The 15,267-nt window shown below is 32.6% G+C and carries 13 protein-coding genes; 10 read left to right on the top strand and 3 right to left on the bottom strand.

The features are described 5' to 3' along the window. Positions 1 to 54 precede the first annotated feature (54 nt). On the bottom strand, positions 55 to 1,110 hold the full coding sequence (locus tag G5V56_RS00315) for an isoaspartyl peptidase/L-asparaginase family protein (protein ID WP_166959530.1): 1,056 nt from the start codon (positions 1,108 to 1,110) through the stop codon (positions 55 to 57). Positions 1,111 to 1,233: 123 nt separating this feature from the next. On the opposite strand from G5V56_RS00315, the gene amaB reads away from it, so the two are divergent. Continuing rightward, the gene (amaB, locus tag G5V56_RS00310; protein ID WP_166959527.1) at positions 1,234 to 2,787 is read left to right on the top strand and encodes an L-piperidine-6-carboxylate dehydrogenase; all 1,554 of its coding nucleotides are present in this window, start codon (positions 1,234 to 1,236) and stop codon (positions 2,785 to 2,787) included. A 153-nt stretch (positions 2,788 to 2,940) separates the two neighbouring features. Here amaB and G5V56_RS00305 read toward each other — a convergent pair whose 3' ends face one another. Continuing rightward, complete coding sequence (locus G5V56_RS00305; protein WP_166959524.1) at positions 2,941 to 4,074, bottom strand: ATP-binding protein; 1,134 nt, start codon at positions 4,072 to 4,074, stop codon at positions 2,941 to 2,943. Positions 4,075 to 4,116: 42 nt separating this feature from the next. Next, positions 4,117 to 4,869 carry an SDR family NAD(P)-dependent oxidoreductase gene (locus G5V56_RS00300; RefSeq protein ID WP_166959521.1) on the bottom strand — a complete coding sequence of 251 codons (753 nt, stop codon included), beginning with the start codon at positions 4,867 to 4,869 and terminating at the stop codon, positions 4,117 to 4,119. Between the two features lie 263 nt (positions 4,870 to 5,132). Between G5V56_RS00300 and G5V56_RS00295 the strand changes: the two genes are divergently transcribed. The 9 genes from G5V56_RS00295 (at position 5,133) to G5V56_RS00255 (ending at position 15,242) form a co-directional block, all read left to right on the top strand. Further along, positions 5,133 to 5,720, top strand: coding sequence for a DUF4382 domain-containing protein (locus tag G5V56_RS00295; protein WP_166959519.1), 588 nt, complete (start codon positions 5,133 to 5,135; stop codon positions 5,718 to 5,720). A 187-nt stretch (positions 5,721 to 5,907) separates the two neighbouring features. Next, a complete protein-coding gene (locus G5V56_RS00290) occupies positions 5,908 to 6,909 on the top strand; it encodes an AAA family ATPase (protein WP_166961072.1) in 1,002 nt (333 codons plus the stop codon). Between the two features lie 100 nt (positions 6,910 to 7,009). Then, positions 7,010 to 7,876: a DUF58 domain-containing protein gene (locus tag G5V56_RS00285; RefSeq protein WP_166959517.1), complete on the top strand. Its 867-nt coding sequence runs from the start codon at positions 7,010 to 7,012 to the stop codon at positions 7,874 to 7,876. A gap of 17 nt (positions 7,877 to 7,893) precedes the next feature. Beyond that, entirely contained in the window at positions 7,894 to 9,567 is a 1,674-nt protein-coding gene (locus G5V56_RS00280; RefSeq protein ID WP_240911185.1) for a BatD family protein, read from the top strand. Next, on the top strand, positions 9,567 to 10,574 hold the full coding sequence (locus G5V56_RS00275) for a vWA domain-containing protein (RefSeq protein WP_166959514.1): 1,008 nt from the start codon (positions 9,567 to 9,569) through the stop codon (positions 10,572 to 10,574). Before G5V56_RS00280 ends, G5V56_RS00275 begins: the two co-directional genes overlap by 1 nt. Before the next feature lie 94 nt (positions 10,575 to 10,668). Beyond that, entirely contained in the window at positions 10,669 to 11,706 is a 1,038-nt protein-coding gene (locus tag G5V56_RS00270) for a vWA domain-containing protein (RefSeq protein ID WP_166959510.1), read from the top strand. A 105-nt stretch (positions 11,707 to 11,811) separates the two neighbouring features. Further along, positions 11,812 to 12,681: a tetratricopeptide repeat protein gene (locus G5V56_RS00265; RefSeq protein ID WP_166959507.1), complete on the top strand. Its 870-nt coding sequence runs from the start codon at positions 11,812 to 11,814 to the stop codon at positions 12,679 to 12,681. 37 nt (positions 12,682 to 12,718) lie between these two features. After that, positions 12,719 to 14,491: a BatD family protein gene (locus G5V56_RS00260; RefSeq protein ID WP_166959504.1), complete on the top strand. Its 1,773-nt coding sequence runs from the start codon at positions 12,719 to 12,721 to the stop codon at positions 14,489 to 14,491. 1 nt (position 14,492) lies between these two features. Further along, positions 14,493 to 15,242: an SH3 domain-containing protein gene (locus G5V56_RS00255; protein WP_166959501.1), complete on the top strand. Its 750-nt coding sequence runs from the start codon at positions 14,493 to 14,495 to the stop codon at positions 15,240 to 15,242. Positions 15,243 to 15,267 lie beyond the last annotated feature (25 nt).

Genomic DNA, 15,267 nt, shown 5'->3' with positions numbered 1-15,267 from the left:
ACGTTCAATTTTAAAGTTTTAGTCGTTGTGTATTTGTTAAATAGTTCTTAAAAATTAATCTTCTTTATATATTCCTATATATAATTCTCCTTTATCATTCATGGTTGCACGATACATACCAGCGGTATTAAATTCCGTAACCATATTACCGTTTTTATCAACGGCAATAATGCCACCATCTCCACCAAGTTCTGGAAGCTTTTTTTGAATGACTTCTTTTGCGGCTTCTTGTAGTGTTAATCTTTTGTATTCCATTAAGGCTGAAATATCATGCGCAACAACGGCTCTTATAAAAAACTCTCCCCAACCGGTACTGGAAACCGCACACGTTTGATTATTTGCGTAGGTTCCTGCTCCAATAATAGGCGAGTCGCCAATGCGCCCCCAGCGTTTGTTAGTCATTCCACCTGTTGAAGTACCTGCAGCTAAATTACCATTTTTATCAAGGGCTACACAACCAACAGTACCAAATTTAGAGTCTTTAATATTGGGATCATAAAAGGCGTTTTTATCATCTATTTCTGAAGAAGCCTGTTCGTTATTTTTAATTTTTTGAAGAGATTGAAATCTGTTTTCAGTATAAAAATAACTAGGATCAACAAGTTCTAAACCTTGCTCTTTTGCAAATTCTTCTGCACCCTTACCAGAAAGCATAACATGAGGAGACTCATCCATTACTGCTCTTGCTAAATTAATAGGATTTCTAACCGTTGAAGTGCCGGCAGAAGCGCCAGCATTTAATGTTTTACCATCCATAATAGAAGCGTCATGCTCGTTAGTGCCAGCATTGGTAAAAACGGCTCCTTTTCCAGCATTAAATAATGGCGAATCTTCTAAAACATTAATGGTTTTTTGAACAGCATCTACACTGTTTCCGCCGTTTTTTAAAATGTTATAACCCACTTTAATGGCTTCTTCTATTTTTAGCTTATACGCCTCCTCTTTTTCTGTTGTCATATTCTTTTTTAAAATAGTTCCGGCTCCACCATGAATGACAATAGCGAAATTATTAACCTTTTTTAAATTAGAATTAGAATCAATCGATTTTTTTTCATTGTTACATCCAATTAAAATGGACGATAACAAGATTAGAAAGAGCAGTTTTTTCATGTTTAAAAGAGAAATTAGAGTTGTGATAAAGTTACATTATTTAAAAATGAAGTCTGCTTTTAGAACAACTTTTTATTAGTATCTTTACGCTAAAATTATATAATTCGTAAAATTAATCTTAATATGGAAGCAATTACTGCAGATTTCGAAATAAAAGAAGCCTTAAATCAATTAGGAGTTAAAGAGATAAATGAAGGAACATCTACAGGTTCTGAAAATTTTTCAAATGGAGAGATTCTTGAAAGTTATTCGCCTGTTGATGGTCAACTAATTGCTAAAGTAAAAACAACTTCAAAAGCTGATTATGAGCAATTAATGGAAACCTCTACAAAGGCTTTTAAAACTTGGAGAACAATGCCTGCGCCTCAACGAGGAGAAATTGTGAGACAGTTTAGTGATAAATTGCGTGAAAAGAAAGAAGCTTTAGGTAAACTAGTGTCTTATGAAATGGGTAAAAGTTACCAAGAAGGATTGGGTGAAGTTCAGGAAATGATAGATATCTGTGATTTTGCTGTTGGACTATCTCGACAATTACATGGTTTAACCATGCATAGTGAGCGCCCAGGACATCGTATGTACGAGCAATATCACCCATTAGGTGTTGTTGGTATTATTTCAGCCTTTAATTTTCCAGTAGCTGTTTGGTCTTGGAACACTGCTTTAGCATGGATTTGTGGCGATGTTTGTGTTTGGAAACCTAGTGAAAAGGCACCATTGTGTGGTATCGCTTGTCAGAACATTGCAGCCGAAGTTTTTGCAAAAAACAACTTACCAGAAGGTATTTCGTGCTTAATTAATGGTGATTATAAAGTAGGAGAATTTATGACTAAGGACTCCAGGATTCCATTAATTTCTGCCACAGGTTCTATCCGAATGGGTAAAATTGTGGCGCAAGAAGTTGCTAAACGTTTAGGGAAATCCTTATTAGAATTAGGCGGAAACAATGCTATTATTGTAACGCCAGATGCGGATATAAAAATGACTGTTATTGGTGCTGTTTTTGGTGCTGTGGGAACGGCCGGTCAACGCTGTACAAGTACACGACGCTTAATTATTCATGAGTCTATTTACGATAAAGTAAAAACTGCTGTTGCTGATGCGTATAAACAATTACGAATTGGAAATCCATTAGACGAAAACAACCATGTAGGACCTTTAATTGATAAAGACGCGGTTAAAATGTACCAAAATGCTTTAGAAAAAGTGGTTGAAGAAGGAGGGAAAATTTTAGTTGAAGGCGGTGTACTTTCAGGAGAAGGTTATGAAAGTGGATGTTATGTGAAACCTGCAATTGCCGAAGCTAAACCTGATTTTAAAATTGTTCAGCATGAAACTTTTGCTCCTGTATTATACTTGTTAAAATATTCAGGTAATGTTGAAAATGCTATCGAAATTCAAAATGGTGTAGTTCAAGGATTAAGCTCAGCCATTATGACAAATAACTTACGGGAAGCAGAACACTTTTTATCGGTTCAAGGATCTGATTGTGGTATTGCGAATGTGAATATTGGAACCTCTGGTGCTGAAATTGGAGGTGCTTTTGGTGGTGAAAAAGAAACTGGTGGCGGACGAGAGTCTGGTAGTGATGCTTGGAAAGTGTATATGCGCCGTCAAACAAATACCATAAATTATACAACTGAGTTGCCTTTAGCACAAGGAATTAAATTCGATTTGTAAATTTAGTATAGCATAAAAAAACCTTGTTTCAATGCCGAAACTTTATCGGGAGAAACAAGGTTAAATGTAATTGATTAATAGCAGTGCAAAAATGCATATTTTATTGTTTTATAATCCTACGAAAATGTTAAGTTAATGTTAAATAATATAGTATTAGCTATATTTAACTTTTCTTAAAATTCTAATAGATTCTTTATAAAAATCATATACTTCTGTACTATGATTTTTTAAATAGGTTTTGGCTTCATTTAGTTTATCTATCGCTTCATGAAATAAATTTAGATAACAAATTAAATAGGTGGCGGGTAAGTTTCTTAAATCAAGTTCTTCATGTTTCGAAAGTAATAATCCTTTCTTAAGTTTTTCTAAGAGCGCATTATTACTGTTGTACATATGATGTAAAACCTTTTTATCAAATTGTGGTGGTTGAAAAAGAAGTTTGGTTTCTATGTTATAATTAGCATTATCTTCAAAGCAAATTAGGGTTTCTTCAAGTTGATAATACTTGTTATTATTTTGAAATCCTAAATTGACATATTCAATAATTTTAAAATAGTTTTCATCATAGCTGATAGATACTTCATCTAAGGTTGAAAAAAATAAGCGTACTTGTTCATTCACAAGTTCAATATCTACTCTAGAGAAAAAGGTTTCATCTTTTACTATTTTTTTCTGTCCTGCCCAACACAACACAAAATACTCTTTAAAAACCTTGTATTGAGGATGATAGTCTTGCCGCTTATTCATAAAATCAAAAACACCATTTAAGGTGTGTTCAATATTATTTTGAGCATGATTTTCTATAGCCTCAACAATTTTTGAATTAATATCTTTTACTTCAATATCAAAAACTTTTGGCATGCTCATGCTCCCTTCTCTAAAAAACACCGAACCCCCGTAGTATTTCCAGATATTTTTTCTTAGAGAGGTTATTTTACCGGTAGCTCTAATGGTTACTAATCCAACAACTTTATCATCGGGCAAATGTGGAAAAGGGATATTCTCGTACTGCACAATTGGCGGATTGGTTAAATAGGCGTTAATGAGGTTTTGTATTTTACTATCATCAAAAAAGTCAACACCAACAATAGTATTGTCTTCATCTTCTACCCCTATTACGATATACGAGTTGTTTTTTGGGTTGCTGTTTGAGAGCGCACAAATATGTTTTAAAAATTTCGCCTTCCCTTCTTTATGACTAATATCTATCTTACGTTTTTTGTCATAAAAACTGTTCTCATCATTATGAGCTAAAAGGTGTTTTATGAGGAGACGTTTGTTAATCATGGTACTTATTCCTGCGAAGGCAGGAATCTTAATTTATGTTTATTACAATTCCTTTTTAACCGTTGTACTATTGGCCTGCGCCGTTGGGAATACCAATAAATCTGCAATATTTACATGGTAAGGACGTGAAATGACAAAATATATAATGTCTGCGATGTCTTCTGCTTGCAATGCTTTAAATCCATCATAAACAGTATCTGCAATTTTATCTCCTTTAAACCTGACTTTAGAAAATTCGGTTTCAACGAGTCCAGGGTTTACAGCACCTACTTTTATTCCATACGGATTTAAATCAATACGCATGCCCTCGGTTATAGCTAAAACAGCATGCTTACTTCCGCAATACACATTTCCCTTAGGATAGACTTCTTTACCTGCCGATGAGCCAATATTGATGATGTGACCAGATTTTCGCTCGGTCATTTGAGGAATAATAGCTCTGCTTACATACAACAAACCTTTAACATTAATATCCATCATGGCATCCCAATCTTCAATACTCCCAGTTTGTATAGGATCTAACCCATGTGCGTTTCCTGCGTTATTAATAAGAATATCAATATGTTTAAAATTGTCTGGAAGAGAATGTATGGCATTTTTAACTCCGGCATTATCTCGTACATCAAAGCTTAGAGTATAGACCTCGGTTAAAGTTTCTAACTCTTTTTTTATGGCTTGAAGGCGTTCTTGACGTCTGCCACATAAAATTAATCGGATGCCGTTCTTGGCAAATTCGTAAGCTGTTGCTTTACCAATTCCGCTTGTTGCTCCAGTAATCAGGGCTGTTTTTATCATTTTTTAAGTATTTTTTAGTGGTCTAAATATTATATGCATACCAAATTTATAAATCATTCTGCTAAACACCTATACATTAACATTTATATTATGTACAGTTAAGGAATCTATGTTAATAGTTACAGGAACTATCTCTTTCTTTTTTTAAGATTTCAAGGAGCAATTTGCGTTTTGTATAGTTTTTTTTGTAATTCATATATAAAAATACTCAAAGCTCGCTTAATATTGTATACTTGTTCAATAACACTAATTAAGTACTGATTATGAACATGTTACATATATGTAGAACATCTGTTTTTTTGAGTTTTTTAACGATTTTTTTAAGTTGTAGTACTGATAGTCTTAATTCTAACATTCAAGATATTCAGTTAGATAAAACAACAGTCTCTGTAGATTTAGTTGGTAATAAAGCAAATTTTGATGCGGTTAATATAGAAGTATTAGATGTTCAAGTGAAAGTTATAGATGACGAAACCATACCAGATTGTTGGTTGAGTTTAAATGCCAACAGTAAGGGTGTTTATAATTTACTAGACTTAACGGAAAATTCAACAGCGCAATTAGTTTCAGGTTTAAAAATTCCAGCAGGAGAAATTTACGAAATCAAATTGGTTTTAGGAAGCAATAATACGATAGTTATTAATGGAGAAACACTTCCGCTGGTTATGAATAGCGAACATGCTAAAGGATTGGTTGTTAGAACAATTAAAACATTAGAGCCTGGTATGGACTATTCTTTTTCATTAAATTTCGATGTGAAGCAATCTATTTTAGAAACTTATATTGACAATAGAGTTATTTTACGACCAGTTTTAAATACAAGTATTGAAGCAAAAAGTAACAATTTGTAACACAGATATTAAAAAATATGTTAAAAGGTGCGATACTATTAAGTGTTGCGCTTTTTTTTTAACCAATTATTAACTCACTAGTTTTCATATTTTAACCAATCATTAACAGCATTCTATTTAAAATTTTAACAATTTGCACTGCTCAAATAAGGGTAGTATATTCGGTTTTTAAAAAAATTAAAAAATGATGGAAGAAACAGGTACAATTGATATTAAGACTATTAACGAAAAGATAGAAAAGGAAAGTGCTTTTATTGATTTATTAATGCTTGAAATGAACAAAGTTATTGTGGGTCAAAAGCATATGGTAGAGCGCTTGTTAATAGGTTTATTGGGTCAAGGACATATATTATTAGAAGGAGTTCCGGGACTTGCAAAAACGCTAGCAATTAACACTTTAGCTAAGGCAATTGATGGATCGTTTAGCAGAATTCAGTTTACACCAGATTTATTACCTGCAGATGTTACAGGAACCTTAATCTATAATATGAAGGTAAATGATTTCTCTATTAAAAAGGGGCCTATTTTTGCAAATTTCGTGTTGGCAGATGAGATTAACAGAGCGCCTGCTAAAGTACAATCAGCCTTACTTGAGGCTATGCAGGAAAAACAAGTTACTATTGGAGACGAAACCTTTACGCTTGATAAGCCTTTCTTAGTTATGGCAACTCAAAACCCTGTGGAGCAAGAAGGAACCTACCCATTACCAGAAGCGCAGGTGGATAGATTTATGCTAAAAACAGTTATTGACTACCCAAAACTTGAAGAAGAACAACTTATTGTTCGTGCTAACTTAAAGGGAAGTTATGAAAATGTAAATGCAGTAGTTTCAATTGACACGATACTGAAGGCACAAAAAGCTATTCGTGAGGTTTACATGGATGAGAAAATTGAAAAGTATATTCTTGATATTGTATTTGCTACACGATATCCAGAAAAATATAAACTACCTGATTTAAAACCGCTTATTTCATTTGGGGCATCTCCTCGTGGAAGCATTAATTTAGCAACTGCTGCCAAATGTTATGCTTTTATTAAAAGAAGAGGGTATGTTATTCCTGAAGATGTTAGAGCTGTCGTTTATGATGTGTTAAGACATAGAATAGGCTTAACTTATGAAGCTGAGGCTGAAAATATAACTTCTGTTGACATCATCAACAAAATAGTAAACGAGATAGAAGTACCTTAATCTAGTTCACAGTATTCAGTAAACGTAAGCAAGTTTTTCTTGCTTATTAAAACTGATATAATTTACTGCTAACTAAGACTGTAAACTGTTTACTAAAGAAATGGACACTAAAGAATTACTAAAAAAAGTAAGAAAAATTGAGATTAAGACACGACGCTTGTCTGATCATATTTTTGGAGGTGAATATCACTCTACCTTTAAAGGTCGTGGTATGACATTTAGCGAAGTGCGTCAGTATCAATTTGGTGATGATGTAAGAAACATTGATTGGAACGTTACGGCACGCTACAACGAGCCTTTTATAAAGGTTTTTGAAGAAGAGCGTGAATTAACAATGATGTTGATGGTAGACATTTCTGGATCTGAATTCTTTGGAACAGAAGAGCAATTTAAAAATGAAGTTGTTACAGAAATCGCTGCAACCTTAGCATTTTCTGCTACTCAAAATAATGATAAAATAGGGTTGATTTTGTTTTCTGATACTATTGAACTTTATATTCCTCCTAAAAAGGGACGGTCGCACGTACTTAGAATCATCCGTGAATTGATTGAATTTAAACCACAAAGCAAAAAAACAGATTTTGCTGAAGCATTAAAGTTTCTATCAAGTGTCATGAAGAAAAAAGCGATTGTTTTTGTGTTATCCGATTTTATGACTGATGATTATTTGCACACTATGAAAATCGCAGCCAAAAGACACGATATGACTGGAATACGAGTATATGATAAGCGAGAAGAAGAGATGCCAAATTTAGGTGTGGTACAAATGCAAGACGGTGAAACTGGCGAGTTGATGCTGGTTAATACATCATCAAAAAAAGTAAGACTTGATTATGGTAAATACTACCAAAATAAAGTCAATTATTACAAAGAAAGCTTTTCTAAATCTGGGGCAGGAACTATTCATTGCAGAGTCGATGAAAGCTATGTGAAAAAATTACTAGGATATTTTAAAGCACGAGCTTAAACAATTTAATATTTAGAATGAAGAATTATAAATTCAACATAAAAGAATCAAGAACGAAGAACTTGCACTCAAATCGTTTTGGGTTCAGGTTATTTCTGTCTTTGTTCTTGGTTCTAACATCTTGGTTCTCGTCGGCTCAAGTTAGCGCATCTATAGATTCAACATCTATAAAAATTGGCGAACAAATAACCTATAAAATTCAAGTAAAAACAGATACAACAAGTTTGGTTGTCTTTCCTGAAGGACAAACGTTTACGCCGTTGGAAATGATTGAATCTTATAAAACAGATACTTTAAAACAAAATGACGCCTATAACCTTGTAAAAAGATATGGATTAACACAATTTGACTCGGGAGCCTATACTATTCCTAGGCAAAAAATTATTGTAGGTAACAAAACTTTTTTTACAGATTCTTTAAAAGTTGAAGTTAGGAATATTTTAGTCGATTCTACAAAACAAGGACTTTACGATATTAAACCAATTATTGAGGTTAAGAAACCAGCCAGTCAATGGTGGAAAAATGTCTTATATGTTTTATTAGCGTTGGCCATTGTTTCAGGCTTGTTATATTGGTTTTTATGGCGAAAAAAACCGCTTACCGAAGAAGAGAAAATAGCCTTACTTCCGCCATATGACAGAGCTAAATTAGCGTTAAAACAACTTGAAGAAAGTACTTATTTAAAGCAATCTGAGTATAAAGAATACTATTCAGAGCTAACCCTTATCATAAGAAAGTATTTAGACGAAAAAGTGTACGACCATTCTATGGAAAGCACTACAGATGAGCTGATAAATAGATTGAGATTATTAAAGGAAGGTAATCAAATAGATTTAAGTAAAGACACGATTAAAAATATTGAAGGTATTTTAAAACGTGCCGATTTAGTAAAATTTGCAAAATATTCAGTAGATACAGATTTAGCTGAAATAGACAGGCAAACTATTGATTTAGAAATAGATCATGTTAAAGAGGTGCTGCCTGAACCAACAGAAGAAGAAAAACTTTTGGATGAGCAATATAAAGAAGAGTTAGAAAGAAAGAAAAAACGAAAAAAAGTAATTATAACGGTTGTAGTTGGTATTTGCTTTCTGTTTACAATATTAGCAGGCTTTTCTATAAAATATGGTTTTAATTATGTTAAAGATACCATTTTAGGTCATTCTAGTTTAGAACTCCTTGAAAGTGATTGGGTAACTAGTGATTATGGAGTACCTCCAATTACTATTTCAACACCAAAAGTGTTAAAACGAATGTCTCCAGAATTATCCAAAGAAGTTGCTAAGCAAGCTCAAGTAACGATGTTTGGTTATGGAAGTTTAATTGGGGAATTTAATATTGTTGTTGCTACATCAAAAGTTAATACTCAAGGAGACAATAAATTAGATTTAAAGAAGGTTGTTGAAGGCAATCTTAAAACTTTAGAAAGTAAAGGTGTTCAAAATATAGTTGTTAAAAATGAGCCGTTTGAAACACCAAACGGTGCAGAAGGATTGAAAACTTATGGACAAGCTGATTTTCCAACTGGAAAACCTGATACGTTGCATAAAGGCAATTATGTCATTTTAGCATTTAATTCAAATAATGTTATTCAAGAAGTGATGATAACATGGAAAGATCAAGATGTTTATGCAGAAAAAATGGTTGATCGCATATTAAATTCAGTAGAACTTATAAAACCTAAAGAATAATGTTTGAAGGTATAAACTTTGTAAACAAAGAATTATTCTGGTTGTTATTATTGCTTCCAATAGCAATAGTGTGGTATATATTTAAATACAAAAAGCAAACAGCAGAACTTAAAATATCAAGTATAAAAGGGTTTAAAACGACTAATTCTTGGTTGCCAAAAGTAAGGCATTTGTTGTTTGTACTAAGGCTTCTTGCCTTGGTATTATTAATTACGGCGATAGCAAGACCACAATCTGTTGATGTTTCAACAAAAACAAAAACAACACGAGGTATAGATATTGTTATGGCTATTGATGTATCTGCAAGTATGCTGGCAAAAGATTTATCGCCTAATAGACTAGAAGCTCTTAAAAAAGTGGCTGCAGAATTTATTAAAGGCCGACCAAATGACAGAATTGGATTGGTTGAATATGCTGGTGAAAGCTATACAAGAACACCAATAACAAGTGATAAGGCTGTTATATTAAGATCGTTACATGATATTAAGTACAACACTATTATAGAAGGTGGTACTGCTATTGGCACAGGATTGGCCACCGCAGTAAATAGGTTAAAGGACAGTAAAGCAAAGAGTAAAGTTATTATTTTATTGACTGATGGTGTTAATAATTCGGGATTTATAGATCCAAAAATAGCTAGTGAATTAGCTGTTGAATACGGTATAAAAGTGTACACTATTGGTATAGGAACAAATGGAACAGCACTGTCTCCTATTGCTATAGATCAACGAACAGGAGAGTTTCAATATGGGCGTGTGCAGGTAGAAATTGATGAAGCGTTGCTTAAAGAGATTGCTGATGTTACTGGAGGAAAATATTTTAGAGCAACAGACAACAAAAAGCTAGAAGAGATTTATGGTGAAATCAATAAACTTGAAAAAACAGATATCGATGAGTTCAAGTATTACAATTACCAAGAAAAGTTTCGCCCTTTAGCACTTTTAGCAGGCCTATTATTGCTTATTGAATTTTTATTACGAACCACAATATTTAGGAGTTTTGTTTAAAAAATGGCATAAATAAAATAAAAGTAAACAGTTATAAAAAGAATTCGTGGCAAAAAGCAAATAAACAAATCCATGAAAAACAAATAAACAATACATGTATCAATTAGAAGAAAAAATATGGTTTTGGGTTTTAGGTGTTATTCCTATAATAATTCTATGCTTTCTAATTTTACAAGTTTGGAAACATAAAGCACAAAAAAAGTTTGCCAATAAGCAATTGCTTAAAAGGTTAAGCCCAAACAATTCCCTGTTTAAATCTATACTAAAAGTAATTGTTTTAAGTTTAGCGTTTGCTTGTATTGCTATAGCTTTAGTAAATCCAAAAATAGGAACTAAGTTAGAAACAGTAAAACGCGAAGGGGTCGATATTGTATTTGCGATTGATGTATCTAAAAGTATGTTGGCTGAAGATATTGCTCCAAACAGATTGGAAAAAGCTAAACAATTAGTAACTCAAATTATAAACAATTTAGCAAGTGACCGCGTTGGTATTATTGCTTACGCCGGAAAAGCATTTCCACAATTACCAATAACAACAGATTATGCTGCGGCAAAAATGTTCTTACAGGGCATGAACACAGATATGTTATCATCACAAGGAACCGCTATCGATGAAGCCATAAATTTAGCAAAAACATATTATGACGATGCCGAACAAACCAACCGGGTACTAATCATTATTTCTGATGGGGAAGATCATGGCGAGGAAGCTGCAGAGGTAGCTAAACAAGCAAGCGAAGAGGGTATCCGTATTTTTACTATTGGTGTGGGAGATGCAAAAGGAGGTCCTATTCCAGAAAAACGAAATGGTGTTGTGGTAAGTTATAAAAAAGACAGTAAAGGAGAAACGGTTATTACGCGTTTAAATGAGCAAATTCTCAAAGATATTGCTGCTAATGCCAATGGTATGTATATAAACGGAAGAAACACCAACGAGGTTGTAGAAAAGATTAAAGACGTTTTAAACAAAATGGATAAAACAGAATTTGAAGCTAAAAAATATGCTGATTTTAAAGATCAGTTTCAATGGTTTTTGGGCTTTGCCATATTCTTTTTATTTATAGATATTTTCTTGTTAGAACGTAAAACAGAATGGCTTAAAAAATTAAATTTATTTAATGAGAATTTATAAAACCTTTAACGCATAGTAGGACATGAGTTTAATACCTTTAAATTCATTTTTGTTTAGAATATGAAGGTTATAAGGGTTTAAATCAAAAAAAAGAGAGCAAAAAAAATGAAATACGGATTAATAATCATAACATTTTTATTTTTTACTTTTTCATTTGCGCAGGAAAAAGAAAAGCAGGATTTAAAAGCCTTAAAAAAGGCGAATGAATATGTGTACCAAGGCAATGAATCAGTTAATAACGATGATTTTGTTTCTGCAGAAATGGATTATAGAAAGGCTATTTCAGAACATCCATCAAGCGTAGTTGGTGCCTATAATTTAGCAAATTCATATTATAAAAAAGGTGATTTTGAAGAAGCCTTGTATCGCCAGCAACAAGTTGTAGAAAACGCAACGTCCAAAGATGAAAAACACAAAGCATTTCATAATATTGGCAATATTTTAATGAAAGGCAAAAAATGTAAAGAAGCTGTTGAAGCTTACAAAAATGCCTTAAGAAATGATCCAACCGATGAAGAAACACGTTATAATTTAGGGTTAGCAAAAGAATGTGCAGAACAACAAAAAGATAAGCAAGACCAAAATAAAGATAACAAAGACAACAAGGATAATAAGGATAATAAGGATAACAAGGACCAGAATAAAGACAATAAGGATAATAAAGATAATAAGGATAACAAAGACCAAAATAAAGATAAAAAGGACGATAAAAAAGATAAAGGCGATCAAGACAAAAAGGATGGAGACGATAAAAAAGACGATCAAGGAAAGCCTAAAGATGATAAGCAAGACCAAGGAAAAGGAGATAAAGAGAAAAAAGAAAACCAACAACCAAAACCCCAACCAGGACAATTATCTCAACAACAAATTAAAAGTTTATTGGAGGCCATGAATAATCAAGAACAAAAAGTTCAGGAAAAAATGAATGCCGAAAAACAAAAAGGAGTTCAAATAAAAACAGAAAAAGATTGGTAATAATTAATGGTTGGTACGATATCTATTAATTTAAATGATGAAACAATATAAACACATATTAATAACTTTTATAGCGCTCTTCTTGTCTTGTGCAACTTATGCTCAGGTAAAATTTGAAGCAAAGGTAAGTAAGAATAAATTGGGTATTAATGAGCGGTTACGTGTTGATTTTGAAATGAACAAAGATGGCGACCATTTTAATCCGCCAGATTTTAACAATTTTACGGTAGTTGGTGGTCCTAACCAATCTGTTAGTAATTCTTGGATTAATGGAGTTAGGTCATTCACTAAAACCTATAGTTATTTCTTATCTCCTAAAAGGCAAGGAAATTTTACTATCGATCAAGCAACTATTAATATTGATGGTGAAACCTATAAAACGATACCTGTAAAAGTTGAAGTAACCTCGGCAGTACAAGTTCCCAAAGACCCTAATGACCCCAATTATATAGCATCTGAAAACATACATTTAGTTGCAGAAATTTCAAAAACGAACCCCTATTTAAATGAAGCTATAACAGTTGTTTATAAGCTATATGTGGCACCAAACACAGGGGTTGATAATTGGCAAGAAATTGATAGTCCAAGATATAATGATTTTTGGAGTCAGAATATCGATATGCAGGGGCAGAAAGTGCAAACAGGCACATATAACGGAGAAGAATATCGTTATTTAGTTCTGAGAAAAACAGTCTTATACCCTCAAAAATCAGGAAAATTAGAGATTGAACCTTTAAGTTTAGATATCATCGTTCAAGTACCTACAAATAGGCGTGATATTTTTGGAAGACGCTTAACCACACAGGCACATAGAACCGTTTCTGCAGGCAAAAAAACAATTAATGTAAAGCCTCTTCCTGAAGCTGGAAAACCTGCTGATTTTTCAGGTGCGGTTGGGGATTTTACTTTTAATGTTTCCATGTCTAAAACAGAACTGAAAGCGTCAGAATCATTTCAAGCAAAAGTTGAAGTTAAGGGCAAAGGAAATTTAAAACTTATCAAGCTTCCTAAAATATCATTACCAAGTTCTTTGGAAGTTTATGAGCCTGAACATAATGAAGATATTACAACAAACTTAGACGGCATGCAAGGAACTATTTCAGATACCTATACGGTAGTTCCTCAAAATAAAGGAAAGTATCCAACGCCAAGTATTTCATTTTCATATTTTGATTTAAAAACCGAAACGTATAAGCGGTTATCATCTAATGAGTTTGTTATAGATGTGTTAGATGGTCCACTAAATAATTCAAGTAGCAATGCTGTTACGTCAAACAATGTAAAACAACCTGTTGTACTGAGTAAAGATCAATTTGCTTTTATAAAAACTAAAACAAATTTCACTTCAATAAAGCCAACTTACTTTTTTAAAACGAAGTTGTTTTGGGGTTCGTTATTGCTACCGTTTTTAATGATTCCTCTAGCTATAGTTATAAGGAAGAAAAAAGTAGAACGTGATGCCGATGTTTTTGGAAATAGAATACGAACAGCCGATAAATTGGCAAGAAAATATTTAAGTAATGCAAAAAAAGCACTTGGTAAAAAAGAAGCGTTTTACATTGCCATGGAGAAGGCCTTACATAATTATTTAAAAGCCAAGTTACATATAGAGACTAGTGATTTAAGTAAAGACAAAATTAAAACGTTACTCTCTGAAAGAGGCGTTGAAGCTGATACTATAAATGATTTTAGTAGTATTATGGAAAACTGTGACTTAGCTCGTTATACGCCAATTACAGCTGTAACCATGAAAGAGGATTACGATAAAGCTGCTAAAACTATTTCTTTAATTGATAAACAAGCAAGTTAATATGAGAAATATTGTATACATCATCATAGTTTTGTTTAGCACTAGCTTTTATGCTCAAAATCAATCATTGTTTGAACAAGGCAACAAGCTTTATAATCAAGGAAAATATGCGGAAGCTATTGATAAGTATAAAGCAATTCTTGCCACCAAAAAGCATTCAGAAGCACTCTATTTTAATTTAGCGAATGCACATTACAAATTAAATAATATTGCACCGAGTATTTATTATTACGAAAAAGCATTGCAGTTGGCGCCAGATGACAAAGACATTAAAAATAACTTAGCATTTGCTAAAAACATGACAATTGACGCCATTGATACTGTTCCTGATGCAGGTTTTTCTAAGCTTGTAAAAAACATCACTAATATTATGAGTTTTGATAATTGGGCAAAAGTTGCTGTGGCATCTGTAATTTTATTTGTGTTATTATTTTTGGTATATTATTTCACGTATTCTACGTTTAAAAAACGCTTAGCATTTGTTACCAGTAACCTATTTTTATTTTCAGCTGCAATTTCAGTAATTATAGCATTTCATAAATATAATGTTTATAAAAATGATAATGAAGCTATTGTTTTTGCACAAGAATCAACTGTAAAGAATGAGCCTAACAAAAGAAGTGATGAAGTATTTAGACTTCACGAAGGTACTAAAGTTAAAATTCTAGATACCATAAGCAATTGGAAAAAAATAAAATTAGCTGATGGTAAAATAGGATGGATTGAGAACGAAGATATCAAAGAACTTTAATTTTTTTCAAGTATCTTTATCTAAA

It is taken from the genome of Yeosuana marina (assembly GCF_011762485.1).
GTDB lineage: Bacteria > Bacteroidota > Bacteroidia > Flavobacteriales > Flavobacteriaceae > Yeosuana > Yeosuana marina.
The sequence above is the reverse complement of the archived record's forward strand: the minus strand, read 5'-3'. Positions and strand labels throughout refer to the sequence as shown.

What these genes read in the sequence shown, in the direction of transcription:
- G5V56_RS00315 (WP_166959530.1), bottom strand. Translation starts at nt 1,110, where the DNA reads ATGAAAAAACTGCTCTTTCTAATCTTGTTATCGTCCATTTTAATTGGA.
- amaB (WP_166959527.1), top strand. Translation starts at nt 1,234, where the DNA reads ATGGAAGCAATTACTGCAGATTTCGAAATAAAAGAAGCCTTAAATCAA.
- G5V56_RS00305 (WP_166959524.1), bottom strand. Translation starts at nt 4,074, where the DNA reads ATGATTAACAAACGTCTCCTCATAAAACACCTTTTAGCTCATAATGAT.
- G5V56_RS00300 (WP_166959521.1), bottom strand. Translation starts at nt 4,869, where the DNA reads ATGATAAAAACAGCCCTGATTACTGGAGCAACAAGCGGAATTGGTAAA.
- G5V56_RS00295 (WP_166959519.1), top strand. Translation starts at nt 5,133, where the DNA reads ATGAACATGTTACATATATGTAGAACATCTGTTTTTTTGAGTTTTTTA.
- G5V56_RS00290 (WP_166961072.1), top strand. Translation starts at nt 5,908, where the DNA reads ATGGAAGAAACAGGTACAATTGATATTAAGACTATTAACGAAAAGATA.
- G5V56_RS00285 (WP_166959517.1), top strand. Translation starts at nt 7,010, where the DNA reads ATGGACACTAAAGAATTACTAAAAAAAGTAAGAAAAATTGAGATTAAG.
- G5V56_RS00280 (WP_240911185.1), top strand. Translation starts at nt 7,894, where the DNA reads ATGAAGAATTATAAATTCAACATAAAAGAATCAAGAACGAAGAACTTG.
- G5V56_RS00275 (WP_166959514.1), top strand. Translation starts at nt 9,567, where the DNA reads ATGTTTGAAGGTATAAACTTTGTAAACAAAGAATTATTCTGGTTGTTA.
- G5V56_RS00270 (WP_166959510.1), top strand. Translation starts at nt 10,669, where the DNA reads ATGTATCAATTAGAAGAAAAAATATGGTTTTGGGTTTTAGGTGTTATT.
- G5V56_RS00265 (WP_166959507.1), top strand. Translation starts at nt 11,812, where the DNA reads ATGAAATACGGATTAATAATCATAACATTTTTATTTTTTACTTTTTCA.
- G5V56_RS00260 (WP_166959504.1), top strand. Translation starts at nt 12,719, where the DNA reads ATGAAACAATATAAACACATATTAATAACTTTTATAGCGCTCTTCTTG.
- G5V56_RS00255 (WP_166959501.1), top strand. Translation starts at nt 14,493, where the DNA reads ATGAGAAATATTGTATACATCATCATAGTTTTGTTTAGCACTAGCTTT.